General features: G+C 71.6%; 14 protein-coding genes. 4 read left to right on the forward strand and 10 right to left on the reverse strand.

The window, feature by feature from the left end; translation table 11 throughout:
• The first annotated feature begins 44 nt into the window (after positions 1-44).
• Entirely contained in the window at positions 45-1,223 is a 1,179-nt protein-coding gene (locus tag BS83_RS15590; protein ID WP_037604424.1) for a CopD family protein, read from the forward strand.
• Positions 1,224-1,235: 12 nt separating this feature from the next.
• Here BS83_RS15590 and BS83_RS15595 read toward each other — a convergent pair whose 3' ends face one another.
• Together BS83_RS15595 and BS83_RS15600 are read right to left on the reverse strand one after the other, a co-directional pair.
• Entirely contained in the window at positions 1,236-1,730 is a 495-nt protein-coding gene (locus BS83_RS15595) for a carboxymuconolactone decarboxylase family protein (RefSeq protein WP_037604425.1), read from the reverse strand.
• A 181-nt stretch (positions 1,731-1,911) separates the two neighbouring features.
• Positions 1,912-2,931, reverse strand: coding sequence for an AraC family transcriptional regulator (locus BS83_RS15600; RefSeq protein ID WP_051943093.1), 1,020 nt, complete (start codon positions 2,929-2,931; stop codon positions 1,912-1,914).
• Between the two features lie 98 nt (positions 2,932-3,029).
• Here BS83_RS15600 and BS83_RS15605 point away from each other — a divergent pair, with 98 nt between their 5' ends.
• Together BS83_RS15605 and BS83_RS15610 are read left to right on the forward strand one after the other, a co-directional pair.
• Positions 3,030-4,292, forward strand: coding sequence for an APC family permease (locus BS83_RS15605; protein ID WP_037604426.1), 1,263 nt, complete (start codon positions 3,030-3,032; stop codon positions 4,290-4,292).
• Between the two features lie 447 nt (positions 4,293-4,739).
• Entirely contained in the window at positions 4,740-5,291 is a 552-nt protein-coding gene (locus tag BS83_RS15610; RefSeq protein WP_051943094.1) for a universal stress protein, read from the forward strand.
• Between the two features lie 121 nt (positions 5,292-5,412).
• On the opposite strand, the gene BS83_RS48330 is transcribed toward BS83_RS15610, so the two are convergent.
• Both BS83_RS48330 and BS83_RS15615 read right to left on the reverse strand, forming a co-directional pair.
• On the reverse strand, positions 5,413-5,544 hold the full coding sequence (locus BS83_RS48330; RefSeq protein ID WP_269664898.1) for a hypothetical protein: 132 nt from the start codon (positions 5,542-5,544) through the stop codon (positions 5,413-5,415).
• A 345-nt stretch (positions 5,545-5,889) separates the two neighbouring features.
• Positions 5,890-6,735, reverse strand: coding sequence for an SDR family NAD(P)-dependent oxidoreductase (locus BS83_RS15615; RefSeq protein ID WP_232248350.1), 846 nt, complete (start codon positions 6,733-6,735; stop codon positions 5,890-5,892).
• 476 nt (positions 6,736-7,211) lie between these two features.
• On the opposite strand from BS83_RS15615, the gene BS83_RS15620 reads away from it, so the two are divergent.
• Positions 7,212-7,616 (forward strand): winged helix-turn-helix domain-containing protein, encoded by a 405-nt coding sequence (locus BS83_RS15620; RefSeq protein WP_051943095.1) that lies wholly within the window; start codon positions 7,212-7,214, stop codon positions 7,614-7,616.
• Positions 7,617-7,629: 13 nt separating this feature from the next.
• On the opposite strand, the gene BS83_RS15625 is transcribed toward BS83_RS15620, so the two are convergent.
• The 6 genes from BS83_RS15625 to kdpF all read right to left on the reverse strand — a co-directional run bounded on the left by BS83_RS15625 (position 7,630) and on the right by kdpF (position 15,478).
• The gene (locus BS83_RS15625; protein ID WP_037604428.1) at positions 7,630-8,313 is read right to left on the reverse strand and encodes a response regulator; all 684 of its coding nucleotides are present in this window, start codon (positions 8,311-8,313) and stop codon (positions 7,630-7,632) included.
• Positions 8,310-10,871, reverse strand: coding sequence for a sensor histidine kinase (locus tag BS83_RS15630; RefSeq protein ID WP_408641092.1), 2,562 nt, complete (start codon positions 10,869-10,871; stop codon positions 8,310-8,312). The genes BS83_RS15625 and BS83_RS15630 overlap by 4 nt, the downstream gene beginning before the upstream one ends.
• 76 nt (positions 10,872-10,947) lie before the next feature.
• On the reverse strand, positions 10,948-11,577 hold the full coding sequence (gene kdpC, locus BS83_RS15635; protein ID WP_051943097.1) for a potassium-transporting ATPase subunit KdpC: 630 nt from the start codon (positions 11,575-11,577) through the stop codon (positions 10,948-10,950).
• A gap of 21 nt (positions 11,578-11,598) precedes the next feature.
• On the reverse strand, positions 11,599-13,725 hold the full coding sequence (kdpB, locus tag BS83_RS15640; RefSeq protein ID WP_037604430.1) for a potassium-transporting ATPase subunit KdpB: 2,127 nt from the start codon (positions 13,723-13,725) through the stop codon (positions 11,599-11,601).
• Positions 13,725-15,389 carry a potassium-transporting ATPase subunit KdpA gene (kdpA, locus tag BS83_RS15645; RefSeq protein ID WP_037604431.1) on the reverse strand — a complete coding sequence of 555 codons (1,665 nt, stop codon included), beginning with the start codon at positions 15,387-15,389 and terminating at the stop codon, positions 13,725-13,727. Before kdpA ends, kdpB begins: the two co-directional genes overlap by 1 nt.
• Positions 15,389-15,478 (reverse strand): K(+)-transporting ATPase subunit F, encoded by a 90-nt coding sequence (gene kdpF, locus BS83_RS42835; protein WP_037604433.1) that lies wholly within the window; start codon positions 15,476-15,478, stop codon positions 15,389-15,391. The genes kdpA and kdpF overlap by 1 nt, the downstream gene beginning before the upstream one ends.
• Positions 15,479-15,884 lie beyond the last annotated feature (406 nt).

A 15,884-nucleotide genomic window follows, 5' to 3' on the forward strand; every position in this document is an offset into this window, starting at 1 on the left:
GACGGGGTGGACAAGCCAACATCAACTTAGGTTAGCCTTACCTTATGAGCCTCCCTGCCTCTCTTCTCGCCGCCGCCGGCTACTCGCCCCCGCCCCTGTGGCGCGTGCTCACCAAGTCCGGCTACTTCCTGGGTCTCTGCGGGGCCATCGGCGCCACCCTCACCTACGCGGCCGCCGTGCGCCCGGCTCTGCGCTCCGGAGTCGGCGACGCCGCGGACGTCGACACGCTGCGCCGCCGCGCGGCCCGCTTCCTCGCCTGGTCCGGAGTCGTCCTGCTGGTGGCCGGCTACTTCCAGCTCGCCGCCCGGGTGGCGCGCGCGGGCAAGGGCATGCCCTTCGGCTCGGCCCTGGCGCCGGCCAGGATCGCGGACTACCTCAACGCCCCGGCCAAGCACGGCGCCTGGGTGGCGCAGGGGACGATCACCCTGGTGCAGAACCTCGTCCTGGTCGCGACCGCCGCCGTGCTGATCTCCCTGTTCGCCCCTCGCGCCGGGCGCCGCGTCGACACCCTCGCGCTTATCGCCCTGCCGCTCTCCGTCGCGACGACCCTGGTCGGCGCCGTCCCGACGAAGGCCTTCGCGGACCTCGACGACCTGCTCGACACCCTGCTGGTGCAGGTGCACATCGTCAGCGGCACGGTGTGGGTCGGCGGTCTGGCCCTGCTCGCCGCGCTGGCCACGGCCGGGCGCCGGCTCGGCGACGGCGCGGGCGTGCTCTGGGCGGACCTGTGGCGGCGCTTCGGACTGGTGGCGCTGATCTGCGTGGGCGCAGTCACGATCTCGGGACTCTGGCTGACCTGGAAGTCCGTCGGCTCGGTCCCGCAGCTGTGGACCACGACCTACGGAGTCTTCCTGCTCGTCAAGATCACGCTCGTGCTGGGCATGATCACCGCCGGCGGCTTCAACCAGTTCTGGCTCATGCCGCGGATCGCCCGCGCCCGCCGCGCCGACGCGACCTCCACCCTGCTGCACCTGACCCTGCGGCACTTCCCCCGCGTCGTCTGGGTCGAGGTCGCCCTGGGCGCGGCGGTCCTCGGCGTGCTCCCCTTCCTCAGCGGCTCCGCCCGCAGCGAGGCCGCCCCCGACAGCCCCGCCCCGACGGCGACCGGCGGCATCCTCGCCCTGGGCCTGGTCCTGGTGCTGACCCTGGCCGCCTCCCTGGTCGCGACGGCGAAGGTCTCCGACACCCTCGCCCGCCGCGAACCCGGGCTGGCGACCGCCTGACGCGGTGGCGTCTCAGCCGACCGGCCAGGGGCGGGCGATCGCGCCCAGCCGGTTCCAGGCGTTGATCACGGTGATCGTCCAGATCAGTTCGGCCAGCTCCGTCTCGCCGAATTGGTCTGCCGCCCGTCCGAAGACCTCGTCGGTGACGGGCCCTTCGGTGAGCCGCGTTCCGGCCTCGGTCAGCTCCAGCGCCGCGCGCTCGCGGGCGGTGAAGAAGGGCATCTCCCGCCAGACCGCCACCCCGCTCACCCGCCGCTCGTCCTGCCCGGCCTCGCGCAGGTCCGTGGCGTGGGTGTCGACGCAGTAGGCGCAGCCGTTGAGCTGGGAGGCCCGCAGGCGGACCAGGTCCAGCAGCACCGGCTCCAGGGTGGTCTTGCGGGAGACGTTGTCGAGGTGGGCCATCGCCTTGTCGATGTGCGGGGCCAGCGCGCCGGTGTCGAGACGGACCGGCGGGACGACAGGGGTGTCGGCGGTCGGCGTGTCGGTCGTCGAGATGTCAGAGGTCATGGCGTTCGCCCTTCGTGGTGGTCGGACCTGGAGCGCCGCCCGGACGGGTCTGGCAGTCGGTCGAGGCGGCTCGTCACCGAACCTATGGGCGCCCGAGCGGGCCACGACCGCCTCGGCGCGCCAGGAAGCGGGCCATTCGCGCCATGCGCCACCCGGTCGTCCGAGCGGACCGCCACGCCGATCAGGTCGGCGACTCGCGGCGAACGGCGGAGGGGGCCTGGCCGTGCCAGCGGTGGACCGCGCGGCGCAGCGTCCGGGCGTCGCGGTAGCCGACCCTGGTGGCGATCGACTGCAGGCTGAGGTCGGTCTCCTCGAACAGCCGCATGGCGCGCTGCTCCCGCACCTCCTCCAGTTCCTGACGGAAGGTGGTGCCGCTCTCGTGCAGCCGGCGCTGGAGGGTGCGCGGGCTGAGCGCCAGACGTCGGGCCGTCGCCTCCACGGTCGGCGTCTCGGCCCGGTCCGCCGAGAGGATCGCCGCGCGGAACCTGTCCCGCCAGCCGAGCACGGGCCTGGTCGCGGCCAGCGTCATGTCCGCGTGCCGGCGCAGCACTTCGGGCAGCCCGGGACGGAAGCCGGACAGCGGTGTCGCCGCGTCGTCGGCGAGGAAGGTGATGGAGTTGGTCGCCGCCCCGAACTCGACGTTGCGGGTGCCGAGCAGCCGGATCAGCGACCCGTGGTCGCGCGGCGCACGATGGGCCAGCCCGACGTGGACCGGGACGACGAGCTCCCGCCTCGCCTCCCTGACCCGGTCCAGGAACAGCATCATCGCGAACTCCCGCACCGCGGCCACCACGTCGGGCTCCGCCGTCGCACAGCTGAACCGCAGGGTCGCCTGACTGCCGTTCTCCACGACCTCGAGCACGTCGATGTCGGGGTCGGTGACCGACCGGAAGTACCGCGCGGCGTCCCGCGCGCCGTCGAGGACGGTGGCGCCGGAGGTGAAGAGGTGATCCCAGACGCCGAGGCTGCCGACCGGCGCGTGCGCGATCAGCCGCCCGGTCAGGCAGGTGTCGCGGGCGGCCACCACGAGGTGCTCCCAGACAACGGCTCCGGTCGAGGTCGGCACCCTGGCCAGGTCGTCCGCCAGCGTCTCCGTCTCCAGGCCCGTCAGTCCGGCATACCGCACCGGACTGACACCCGCCGCGCCCAGCCCCTCCAGGCAGCGGCGCATCAGTGCCGTGGATATCGTCCCCTCGATCATGAGAGGAAGATAGCCGTGCGGTCGGCCGTCCGGCCCAGGGAACACCTCGCACGGATATCGTGCGCCGGTATCGCAAGTCGTCCCCGAGAAGGCAGGTCATGAGCACCTCGGCGCCCACCACCGGACCGGCGGAACTGCAGCGGAACCTGGGCGTCTTCGACGCGACCGTGGTCGGGCTCGGGTCGATGATCGGCGCGGGCGTCTTCGCCGCACTGGCCCCGGCCGCCTCGGCGGCGGGGTCCGGTCTGCTGCTGGGCCTGGCGCTGGCCGCCGTCGTGGCCTACTGCAACGCCACCTCCTCGGCTCGCCTGGCCGCCCGTTACCCGCAGTCCGGCGGCACCTACGTCTACGGCCGTGAGCGTCTCGGCGAGTTCTGGGGCTATCTGGCCGGCTGGGGCTTCGTGGTCGGCAAGACCGCGTCGTGCGCGGCGATGGCGCTCACCGTCGGTTCCTACCTGTGGCCCGCCCAGGCACACGCCGTGGCGGTGGCCGCGGTCGTGGCGCTGACCGCGGTCGACTACGTCGGCCTGCAGAAGGCCGCCTGGCTCACGCGTGTCATCGTCGCCGTGGTCCTGGCCGTGCTGGCCGCCGTCGTCACCGCCTGCCTGAGCAGCACCGCCGCCGACACCGGCCACTGGGCCGTCGGCGCCGGCGCGGGTTGGCACGGCGTGCTGCAGGCCGCCGGGCTGCTGTTCTTCGCCTTCGCGGGCTACGCGCGCATCGCGACCCTCGGCGAGGAGGTCCGCGAGCCCGCGCGCACCATCCCCCGGGCCATCTCGATCGCCCTGGGCATCACCCTGGTCGTCTACACCGCCGTCGCACTCGCCGCACTCGCGGTGCTCGGGCCGGAACAACTGGGCCACAGCGCCGCCCCACTGGCCGACGCCGTCCGCGCGGCGGGCGTGCCCGGCCTGGTCCCGTTCGTGCGCGCCGGGGCGGCGGTGGCCGCTCTCGGGTCACTGCTCGCGCTGATCCTCGGCGTCTCCCGCACCACGCTGGCCATGGCCCGCGACCGGCATCTCCCCCACGCCCTCGCCGCCGTGCACCCCCGCTACGCCGTCCCGCACCGCGCCGAACTGGCCGTCGGCGCGGTGGTCGCGGTCCTGTCCGCCTTCGCGGACGTACGCGGCGCGATCGGCTTCTCCTCCTTCGGCGTGCTGGCCTACTACGCCATCGCGAACGCCTCCGCCTGGACCCTCACCCCCGAGGAGGGACGCCCACCGCGGCTGGCGCCCCTCGCGGGAGCGGCGGGGTGCGTGGTCCTGGCGCTCGCCCTGCCCGCGGTCTCCGTGCTGTGGGGCGCGGTGGTGCTCGCGCTGGGCGCAGCCGTCTACGGCGCCCGCAGGGTCTTCGCCGGCTAAGGGCACGTGGCCGTTCCCGTCCACGTGCCCCTGCGGCTGCTCTCCCACCAAGGGACGGTCGGGGTGCCCTGCGGCCCCTCGCCGTCACCGGAAAGCGTCCCGGCCCGTCAGCTCCCCACGAGGTTCCGAGCCGGTCCCCCGGTCGACCAAGGTATCCCCGCCCGCCGACGGGGCGGAGCGCTCCTGACGCTCCCTTGGCGGCTGACGCGTGAACCCTGACGCAGCCTTGACGCGGCGTCCGCCAGGACCGCAACCCCGCACCCCGCCCGGCGATCCAGAGGACCTCAGTGGCCGTCGTCACATCGGTCGTAAGAGCGCGTCAAGGCTGCGGGCCGCGCCGTACACGCGACGTCAAAACGGTCGGGACCTGCCCCGTTCCTGCGTTGGAATAGCCGGTGACGGTCCTCCGGGCCGCCCTTCCCCCGTCACAGGAGTAGTGAGTTCGCCATGTCCCACTCGGGGCGCGTCGTCGTCGGAGTCAGCGGAACACCGACCAGCCTGCAGGCCCTGCGTGTGGCCGTGACCGAGGCCCGCAAGGCCGGGTCCCGGCTGAGCGCCGTACTGGCCTGGACGCCTCCGGGCGGTGAGCTGGGCTACCGGCGCGCGCCCTGCCCCCCGCTGCTGCGGATCTGGGAGGACACCGCCGAGTGGCCGTTGCGCAACAGCTTCGACGAGGCGCTGGGCGGAGTGCCGACGGACCTGCCGGTGGAGCTGGTGGTGATCCGCGGCGACGCCGCGGAGTCCCTCGTCGAGTTGGCCGACGGGGCGGACGACCTGCTGGTCGTCGGCGCGGGAGCGCGCGGCGCGTTCGCGCGCCTGGTCCACGGCGGGACGGCCCGGCGGTGCGTGGGCCGGGCTCACTGCCGGGTACTGACGGTCCCGGCCCCGGAACTGCTCGGCTCGCTGCCGTGGCGGCAGCGACACCGCGTCCCGAGCCCCCCGCACGAGCCCAGCCCGCCGACGGGTTCCCCGACGCCACGGGACCGCGCGCCGCACTGACGCCGAACCGCACGGGCCGGTGCCCGGAGTTGACGGCCGCGCTGCTGGGTGTGCTCGCGGCGGACCGGATCCTGGTACGCCGCTGGGCGCGCCGGGGACTGTACCGCCGGGCTGACGTCGATCAGCCCGCGGATCGGACGGGGAGGACCAGCACCATGGTCAGGCCGCCGCCCGGGCTGTCCTCGGCCTCCAGCGTCAGGCCCATCGCCTCGGCGTACCCGCGTGCCAGGGCCAGATGCAGGCTGGGGCTCACAGGCGCATCACCCCACGGGCGATCAGCGCGAGCGCGCCGAAGACCGACACCGTGACGGCGACGTAGACCACGTCGGCCATGAATCGCTCCGCTGGTGCGTGGCTCCCGGCTCAGGCGACCGGATCAGCCCCGATCCGTCACCCCACAAGCTCGTAGGCAATCCGGCCCCGCCCCCCGGTCCCCCGGTCGGCGAGCAGGGCGGAGGGTCGACGTCCGGTCAGGAACCGTCGCGTTTGCCGTGATTGCCGGCCTTCTTGCGGCGGTCGTGCTTCCTGCGGGCGCGCTTGGACATGGTCGGGTCCCTCGGGTTCTGTGCGGGTGGTCGGAAGTCGGGGTGGTACACCGTCACGGGACGGGCACGAGCTCGGAGGTGAGCCTCTCGCTGAGCTTGAGCAGGCGGTCCACCGAGCGCTTGTCGCTGACCTGCGGCCCGGCTGCGGTGACGGAGTCGCGCTCGTAGTAGCCGCCGTTGACGACCTCCGCACCCGGGTCGCACAGGTGCACGACCGTCTCGGCGACCTCGCCTGCCGGACGGCCGGTCGTGCCGTAGAGGGGACGGGTGGCGGTCTCGGCCACGCCCGGGTGGACGGTCAGCGCGGTGTGGCCTGCGGGCAGCCACTGGGCCAGCGCGGTGACGAACGTCGTCAGCGCCAGCTTGGACTGACCGTAGGCGGCGATCCGCGAGTAGCGCTTGGCGCGGGTCAGGTCGGTCCAGTCGATGTTGGCGGTGCGGTGCAGGGTCGAGCCCAACGCGACGATGCGCGTGTCGGTGCCCCGGGCCAGCGGTCGCTCCAGCAGTCGGGTCAGCAGGTAGGGAGCGAGGTAGTTGACCTGGAAGGCCAGCTCGTTCCCCTCGTCGGTGAGGGTGCGCCGCTCGGGCGCGGAGATTCCCGCGTTGAGCACGAGCAGGTCGATCCGCCGGTGCTCCTCGGCCAGCCGGTCCGCGAGCGCGCGGACCGCGTCGAAGTGGCGGAAGTCGGCGACGGCCTGCTCCAGACGGCCGGTGGGCGCGCCCAGTTCGACCAGCGCCGCCGCGGCGGTGTCGGTGTTCTGCGCGGTCTGCCCGTGCACGATGACGCGGGCTCCGCCGCGGGCCAGGCGCAGCGCGGTCTGCAGACCGAGCCCGTTGGTGGCCCCGGTGACCAGGGCGGTGCGGTCGGCGAAGGGGTATCCGGACATGGCAGTGGACACAGTGATCCTTAGAAGGCGTGGTTCTGACGGGACGGCATGCGCAGTGCCGCCGCACCCGGCCGACGAGGCGAAGGGTGCGGGCGACGCGGAGTTGCGCGGGAGTACGGCGGTTCAGTCGCGCTGCGCGCGATGAGGCGGACGGTCGTCGTGCCGCGCCGGCGCGGCTGCGCAGCCCGGCGCGGGAACCGCGCGGACGTGGCTGCTGACGAGGAAGTCCATGCCGACCATCCCAGCCCCGGCGAGGTCCGGCCGCAAGTGCCGGGGCCCAACCCTGACGCCAACGATATGTCCGCGATGCCGTTCTTGATCCCGGCTTAGCGCCTGCCCGCGGCCACGACCGCGACGCCAAGGCGACGTCAAGAGCCGACTCGTTCGCATATGAGCGCCGTCAGGACCGGTCCGCAGGCGCTGACCTGGCTGTTCCCCCGGGTGTTGACTGATCGTGGTCCGTCCCGGACGACGAAAGGACTACCCACGTGTCGGTCAGCTACCCGCGTGCGGCGCGGCACTGCCAGCGCCCTGGCATCCGAGCCCTGCCGCTCACCCTGCCCTCCGGACCCCCGCCGCTTCCGCGGCCGGTCACGCCGCCGGACCCGACCGCGCTCGCGGTGGACCGCGAGCGACGCACCGCACGTGCCGGCGGCCGGCCCTTGCACCTCACCAAGGTGGAGTTCGACCTGCTGGCCCAGTTGCTCGATCACCCGCTGCGCGTCTTCACCCGGGGCCGGCTGCTGGAGAGCGTCTGGGGCGTACCGGCCTTCGGAGACGGCCGCACCGTCGATGTCCACGTCACCCGGGTTCGCCGCAAGCTCGGACCGGGCTACCGCGAACAGATCGTCACGGTCCGCGGCGTCGGCTACACCTACGACCCGGCCAGGTAACCGCGGCGGCGGGTCACGGCTCGAAGCGGTACCCCATGCCCGGCTCGGTGAGCAGGTGACGCGGGTGGGCCGGGTCCGGCTCCAGCTTGCGGCGGAGCCCGGCGAAGTACACCCGCAGGTAGTTGGTCTTCTGCTCGTGGCCCGGCCCCCACACCTGTTGCAGGATCTGGTGGCCTGTGACCAGCTTGCCCGGGTGCGCCAGCAGCACTCCGAGGATGCGCCACTCGGTCGGGGTGAGCCGCACCGCGGACGCGCCGCCGGCGGAGAGCACCTGGGCGCTGCCGACGTCCACGGTGAACTCACCGATCACGACCCTCGGGGCGAGAGCTTCGGTACGAGTGGGCCGGCGCAGCGCGGCCCGCAGTCGGGCGAGCAGCTCGTTCATGGCGAACGGCTTGGTGACGTAGTCGTCCGCGCCGGCGTCCAGAGCGGCGATCTTCTGGGCGAAGTCGGAGCGCCCGGACAGCACGATCACCGGCACGTCGCTCCACACCCGCAGTGCCTGGATCACCTGGACACCGTCGATGTGCGGCAGGCCCAGATCCAGGATGATCGCCTCCGGCGGCGTCCGTGTGGCCTCGAGTAACGCCTGTCTGCCGTCCAGGGCGACGGCCACCTGGTACTTCCGTGCCTGCAGGTTGATCTGAAGTGCCTTCAGCATCTGCGACTCGTCGTCGACGATCAGGATTCGGGTCACGCTGGTGCCGTTCCGTTCCTCACCGGATGGTGGTCGAGGGCGACGGGCAGGTCGAGGACCATGGTCAGTCCGCCGCCGGGGGTGTCCTCGGGGGTGAGCGTGCCGCCCATGGCCTCGGTCAAGCCCCTCGACAGGGCGAGGCCGAGGCCGACCCCGGTGGTGTTGTCGGTGTCGCCCAGCCGTTGGAACGGCTGGAAGATGCGCTCTCTGTCCGCCTCGCGGACCCCGGTGCCGCGGTCGACGATCCGGATCTCGACGCGGCCGGCCAACTCCCCCGCCGTGACCAGCACGGAACGGCCGCCTCCGTGCCGCAGGGCATTGGCGGTCAGATTGGCCAGCACCCGCTCCAGCAGGGGCGGGTCGACCAGCACCGGCGGCACGGCGTCCAAGCCGCGGCGGTCCACGGCCGGGTGCTCCTCGGTCAGGGAGTCGAGGGCGGCGCGCATCGCGTCGGCCACGCCGACGGGTTGCAGGTGCAGCGTGAGCGCTCCGGCCTGCAACCTGCTCATGTCGAGCAGGTTGTCCACCAGGGTGTTGAGCCGCAGCAGCGAACTCTGTGCGGTGCCGAGCAGTTCGTCGCGATCGTTCGCGGTGAACTCGACGTCGTGGCTGCGCAGTGAGGTGACGGAGGCGAGTGCGACGGCGAGCGGGGTGCGCAGGTCGTGGCTGACGGCGGCGAGCAGTGCGGCACGCAGCCGGTCGGCGGCTCTGACAGGCTCCACCTCGGCGGCGGCCTCGGCCAGCCGGGCGCGTTCGACCGCACCCGCGACGTGCGCCGTGAAAGCGGCCAGGACACGTCGATCGGCCGCGGGGAGCGGTCGGCCGCGCAGCACGAGCACCGTGCCGGGCTCGATCGCGATCTCCTCCAGGGCGGTCTGCGCCTCCGTCTCCGCCGCGCCGTCAGCGGCTGGCCGGGCGCCCTCGGTGGTGGTCACCGCCCCGTCGTGGTGGAGCTCGACGGCGTCCATGCCGAACGTCTCCCGCAGGCGTTCGAGCAGCGCGGGCATGGCGTGCTCGCCGCGCAGCACGTTGCCGGCCAGCGCGGAGAGGGTCTCGGCCTCGGCTGTCGCCCGCGCCGCGCGGCGCGAGAAGCGGGTGCCGGTGTCCACCACGGCTGCCACCGTGACCCCGATCAGGACGAAGACCACCAGGGCCAGCACGTTGTTGGGATCGCTGACGGTGAGTTCGTCGATCGGCGGGACGATGTAGTAGATCAGGAGCAGCGAGGCGACCAGGGAGGCCAGCAGCGCGGAGGTGATGCCGCCGAGCAGCGCCACCCCGACCACGACGGCCAGGTAGAGCAGGGCGTCACTGGTCAGGTTGACCGAGCCGCGCAGCAGGATGAGGATGCCGGTCAGCGCGGTGGGCAGCACCAGTCCCGAGACCGGCCCGGCGATGCGACGGGCCCGGGAGTGCAGTGCGCCGGGCAGTGCGAGCCTGCGCCCCCGCCCTGCGGCCTCGTGGGTGACCATGTGGACGTCGATGTCGCCGGAGAGCTCGACGATGGTCTCGCCGATGCCGCGCCCGGACAGGGCGCGCCGCAGAGCGCCGCGCCGGGAGGTCCCGAGGACGAGCTGGGTGGCGTTGGAGGCGCGGGCGAAGTCGAGCAGCGCGGTGGGGATGTCGTCGCCGACGACGGAGTGGTAGCTGCCGCCCAGCGATTCGACCAGCCGGCGCTGGGAGAGCAGGGCGGCCGGGTCGGCGTCGGCGAGGCCGTCGCTGCGGGCGACGTGGACGGCCAGCAGCGCGTCGCTGCCGGCCCGGTCCGCGATCCTGGCGGCGCGGCGGATCAGCGTCTCGCCCTCGGGGCCACCGGTCAGGGCGACGACCACCCGCTCGCGGGTCTCCCAGACCTTGGAGATCTCGTGCTCGGCCCGGTAACGCTGCAGCCCCTCGTCGACGCGCCCGGCCAGCCAGAGCAGCGCCAGCTCCCGCAGTGCGGTGAGGTTGCCGACGCGGAAGTAGTTCGACAGCGCCGCGTCGACCTTCTCCGCGGCGTAGACGTTGCCGTGCGCCATCCGGCGGCGCAGCCCCTCCGGGGCCATGTCGACCAGCTCGATCTGGTCCGCCCGGCGCACCACCTCGTCCGGCACGGTCTCCCGCTGCGGCACCCCGGTGATCTTCTCGACGACGTCGTTCAACGACTCCAGATGCTGCACGTTCACGGCCGCCAGCACGTCGATGCCCGCCGCGAGGAGCTCCTCGACGTCCTGCCAGCGCTTGGCATGGCGACCACCGGGAACGTTGGTGTGCGCCAGCTCGTCCACCAGTGCGACCTCGGGGCGGCGGGCGATGACGGCGTCCACGTCCATCTCGGTGAACCCGACGCCGCGGTAGTCGCGTTCGAGACGCGGGACGGCCTCGATGTCCGCCAGCAGGGCCTCGGTGCGGGGGCGTCGGTGGCACTCGACGTAGCCGATCACCACGTCCTGGCCGCGGCTGAGGCGACGGTGCGCCTCGTCCAGCATCCGGTATGTCTTGCCGACACCCGGCGCGGAGCCGAGGAAGACCTTGAGCCGTCCCAGTGGCGACGGCGGCGACGGACCGTTCCATCGCACTGACACGCGAACTCCCTTGCGAATGGCGAAGAGTGCGGTCCGGCCGCACGGGAGTCCCGTGCGGCCGGACCTGGTCTCAGCTGAGCTGCGTCAGCGCGAGGTTGAGCTCGAGGACGTTCACCCGGGGCTCGCCGAGGAAGCCGAGGGTGCGGTCCTGGGTGTACTGCTTCACCAGTGCCCGGACCTTGTCGGCACTCAGGCCGCGGGCCTGGGCGACGCGGTCCACCTGGACGGCGGCGTAGGCGGGGCTGATGTCCGGGTCCAGACCGGAGCCGGACGAGGTGATCGCATCGGCCGGGACCGCGCTCTCCGCCACGCCGTTGAACTTGGCGATGTCGGACTTGAGCTGGGTGTAGTTCGTCACCAGGGTGGCCGAGTTGGTGCCTTGGTTGGTGCCGGCCGAAGCCGTCGGGTCGTAGCCGTCGGCGCCGGCCGCAGAGGGCCGGGACTGGAACAGCTTGGGGTCCGGCGACTGCGTCTTGCCGTCCTTGGACACGATCGTGAAGTTCTGCCCGATGAGCGAGGAGCCGACGAGGTTTCCGTGGGCGTCCTTGAGCAGCGAGCCGTTGGCCTGCTTCGAGAAGGCCACCTGCGAGATCCCGGTGATCGCCAGCGGGTAGGCGAGGCCGCACAGCACGGTGAAGATCAGCAGGATGCGCAGACCGGTGAGGTGGTTCCGCACCGAGGTCGGAAAGGGCTTAGCCATGGTTGGTCACATCACTTCTGGTCAGTGCAGGCCGGGGATGTACATCACGACGAGGTCGATCAGCTTGATCCCGACGAAGGGCAGGATCAGGCCGCCGATGCCGTAGACGCCCAGGTTGCGGCGGAGCAGCGACTGGGAGGAGGAGGGCTTGTAGCGCACGCCGCGCAGGGCGAGCGGGATGAGCCCGATGATGATCAGGGCGTTGAAGATGATCGCGGAGGTGATCGCCGACATCGGGCTGTGCAGGCCCATGATGTTGAGGTGCCGCAGGCCCGGGTACACGCTCGCGAACATCGCGGGGATGATCGCGAAGTACTTGGCGACGTCGTTGGCGATGGAGAAGGTGGTCAGCGCGCCTCGGGTGATCAGGAGCTGCTTGCCGATCTCGACGATCTCGATCAGCTTGGTCGGGTTGGAGTCCAGGTCCACCATGTTTCCGGCCTCCTTGGCGGCCGAGGTGCCGGTGTTCATCGCCACCCCGACGTCCGCCTGCGCGAGCGCGGGGGCGTCGTTGGTGCCGTCACCGGTCATGGCGACGAGCCGGCCGCCCTCCTGCTCCTTCTTGATGAGCGCCATCTTGTCCTCGGGCGTGGCCTCCGCGAGGAAGTCGTCCACGCCCGCCTCCTCCGCGATGGCGGCGGCCGTCAGCGGGTTGTCACCCGTGATCATGACGGTCTTGATGCCCATCGCCCGCATCTCCGCGAAACGCTCGCGGATGCCGGGCTTGACGACGTCCTTGAGGTAGATCACCCCGAGCACGCGGGCCGGCGCGTCGCCCTTCCTCTCGGCGACCACCAGCGGGGTGCCGCCCAGGTTGGAGATCCGCTCCACGGCCACGTCGAGCTCGTTGTCGCTCTCGCCACCGTTCTCCTTGACCCAGTTGGCGACGGCGGCCGCCGCGCCCTTGCGGGTCGAGGTGCCGTCCACGTCCACGCCGGACATACGGGTCTGGGCGGTGAACTCGATCCAGGTGGCGTGCGCCAACTCGCCCTGCGCCCGCTCGCGCAGGCCGTACTTCTCCTTCGCCAGCACGACGATGGAGCGGCCCTCGGGCGTCTCGTCCGCCAGGGACGAGAGCTGCGCGGCATTCGCGAGCTGGTCCTGGTCGGCGCCGCCGACGGCGACGAACTCGGCGGCCTGGCGGTTGCCGAAGGTGATCGTGCCCGTCTTGTCCAGCAGCAGCGTGGAGACGTCACCAGCGGCCTCGACCGCACGCCCGGACATGGCCAGCACGTTGCGCTGCACCAGCCGGTCCATGCCCGCGATGCCGATCGCCGAGAGCAGGGCGCCGATCGTGGTCGGAATGAGAGCCACGAGCAGCGAGACCAGCACGATGATGGTCTGCTCGGCGCCCGCGTACTTCGCCATCGGCTGCAGCGTCACCACGGCGAGCAGGAAGACGATCGTCAGGGACGCCAGCAGGATGTTGAGGGCGATCTCGTTCGGGGTCTTCTGCCGGGCCGCACCCTCGACCAGGGCGATCATGCGGTCGATGAAGGTCTTGCCGGGCTCCGAGGTGATCTTCACGACGATCCGGTCGGACAGCACCTTCGTGCCACCCGTCACCGCACTGCGGTCACCGCCCGACTCACGGATCACCGGAGCGGACTCACCCGTGATCGCCGACTCGTCGACGCTCGCGACGCCCTCGACCACATCGCCGTCGCCGGGGATCACCTGACCGGCCTCGACCACGACGAAGTCGCCGAGCGTGAGCTGGGTCGCCGAGACCTCCTCCTCCTGCACGCCGGTGGCACCCGGCGCCCAGTCGCCGCGCACCCGGCGGGCCATCGTGTCCGTGCGGGTCTTGCGCAGCGTGTCCGCCTGCGCCTTGCCGCGGCCCTCGGCCACGGCCTCCGCCAGGTTGGCGAACACGACCGTGAGCCACAGCCACACGGTGATCACCCAGGCGAAGACCGAGGGCTTCTCTATCGCGGAGACCGTGGTCAGCACCGAGCCGACCTCGACCACGAACATGACCGGGTTCTTGAACATCACCCGGGGATCGAGCTTCCTGCAAGCGTCGGGAAAGGACTTCAGCAGTTGCCTGGGGTCCAGCAGACCGCCGCCGATGCGGCGTTCTGCCGACTGCTCGACCTGGGGGGTCTCCGGCGCCTGCGCCGGGGAGTTGATGGTAGGAGTGGACATCAGTGGAGGCCCTCCGCGAGCGGCCCGAGCGCGAGGGCCGGGAAGTAGGTGAGCCCGACGACGATGAGGATCACGCCCGAGAGCATGCCGACGAACAAGGGGCTGTGGGTCTTGAGGGTGCCGGTCGTCTCCGGCGTGAGCTGCTGCCTGGCCAGCGAGCCCGCCAGCGCCAGCACGAACACCATGGGCAGGAAGCGGCCGAACAGCATCGCCAGGCCCAGTGCCTCCTGCCAGTGGTTACTGGTCACCGTGATGCCGGCGAAGGCCGAGCCGTTGTTGTTGGCGGCGGAGGTGAAGGCGTAGAGCACTTCGGAGAAGCCGTGCGGGCCGGTGTTGGCCATGCCGCCGCCGTGACCTGCCTTGAGCGACATCGCCAGGCCGGTGCCGACCAGGACGACCGTCGGGGTGGCCAGGATGTAGAGGGAGGCGAACTTCATCTCCCGCGCGCCCAGCTTCTTGCCCAGGTACTCCGGAGTACGGCCGACCATCAGGCCCGCGACGAACACGGTCACGATCGCCAGGACGAGGATGCCGTACAGGCCGGAACCGGTGCCGCCGGGCGCGATCTCGCCGAACATCATGTTCAGGATCGCGGTCCCGCCGCCGAGCGGGGTGAACGAGTCGTGCATCGAGTTGACCGCACCCGTGGACGTCAGCGTCGTCGAGGCGGCGAACAGGGAGCTGCCCGGAATACCGAAGCGGACCTCCTTGCCCTCCATCGCCGCACCGGCGATCTGCGCGGCGGCGCCGGAATGCCGGCTCTCGAAGAACGTGATCAGCGCGGCGGAGGCCATCCAGTACAGGCCCATGACCGAGACGATCGCGTAGCCCTGCTTCTGCGACTTCACCATGGTGCCGAAGGTCCGGCACAGCGCGAACGAGATCACCAGCAGCAGGTAGATCTCCAGCCAGTTGGTGAACGGGTTCGGGTTCTCGAAGGGGTGCGCGGAGTTGGCGTTGTAGAAGCCGCCGCCGTTGGTGCCCAGCTCCTTGATGACCTCCTGCGAGGCCACCGGACCGCCGGGAATCGACTGCGCGGAACCGCTGAGGGTGTGGACGGTCTGCGCCATGTGGAGGTTCTCCACGACGCCGCCGGCGACCAGGACCAGCGCGAAGACGATCGAGATCGGCAGCAGCACACGCAACGTGAGCCGGGTCAGGTCGACCCAGAAGTTCCCGAGCCGGTCGGTCTTGTGGCGGATGAAGCCGCGGATCAACGCCGTGACGACACAGATGCCGACCGCCGCCGACAGGAAGTTCTGCACCGCGAGACCGGCCATCTGCACCAGGTGGCCCATCGTGGCCTCACCCGAGTACGACTGCCAGTTCGTGTTGGTCACGAACGACGCCGCCGTGTTCCACGCCATCGAAGGCGAGACCGCGGGGAAGCCCAGCGACAGCCACAGATGGTCCTGCAGGCGCTGCAGGGCATAGAGGACGATCACCGAGACGAAGGAGAAGGCCAGCACCGAGCGGAGATACGCCGCCCAGGTCTGCTCCGCCTCGCCGTCGACGCCGATCAGCTTGTAGATGCCGCGCTCGACCCGCAGGTGCTTGCGCGTGGTGAGCTCATAGGCCATGTAGTCGCCCAGCGGGCGGTAGGACAGAGCCAGCGCCCCCACCAGGGCGAGGGCCTGCAGCAGGCCGGCAACAGTTGGGTTCACTAGAACTTCTCCGGACGGATCAGAGCCGCGACGAGGTAGGCGATCAGGGCGATCGCGACGATCAGCCCGATGACGTTGTCGGCACTCACAGCCGCTCAACCCCCTTGACGATCAGGGCGAGGATCGCGAACACGACGACCGTCACCCCCACGAAAAACAGGTCCTGCATGGGAATCGCACCCCAGACGAACGAGAGCTTCGACCCGGCCAGGGAAAGCCTCCCGACCGGTGCCGCCGTGGCGGCACGGGCTAGGTAAGCGCATCCGAGCAGGGACGTTGCGACTCCTTGACGGGCTCCATGCGCCGCCGCCGGGAACCTGAGCGCGGTCTTAGCGCCACCGACGCCGGACGGTGACCACCGTGACCTGAGCGAGACCTCCGGCCGCCGCCGAGCCGCCCGTGGTGAGGGGTGCCGGCGTCCTCCTCACGCGGTCGCGACCTACCGCCCGCCGACTCCGCAGGTTTCCCGCCTCGGACATCCGCCCAGCTCAGCGC

Origin of the sequence: Streptacidiphilus rugosus AM-16, from assembly GCF_000744655.1 — a bacterium.
Lineage (GTDB): Bacteria > Actinomycetota > Actinomycetes > Streptomycetales > Streptomycetaceae > Streptacidiphilus > Streptacidiphilus rugosus.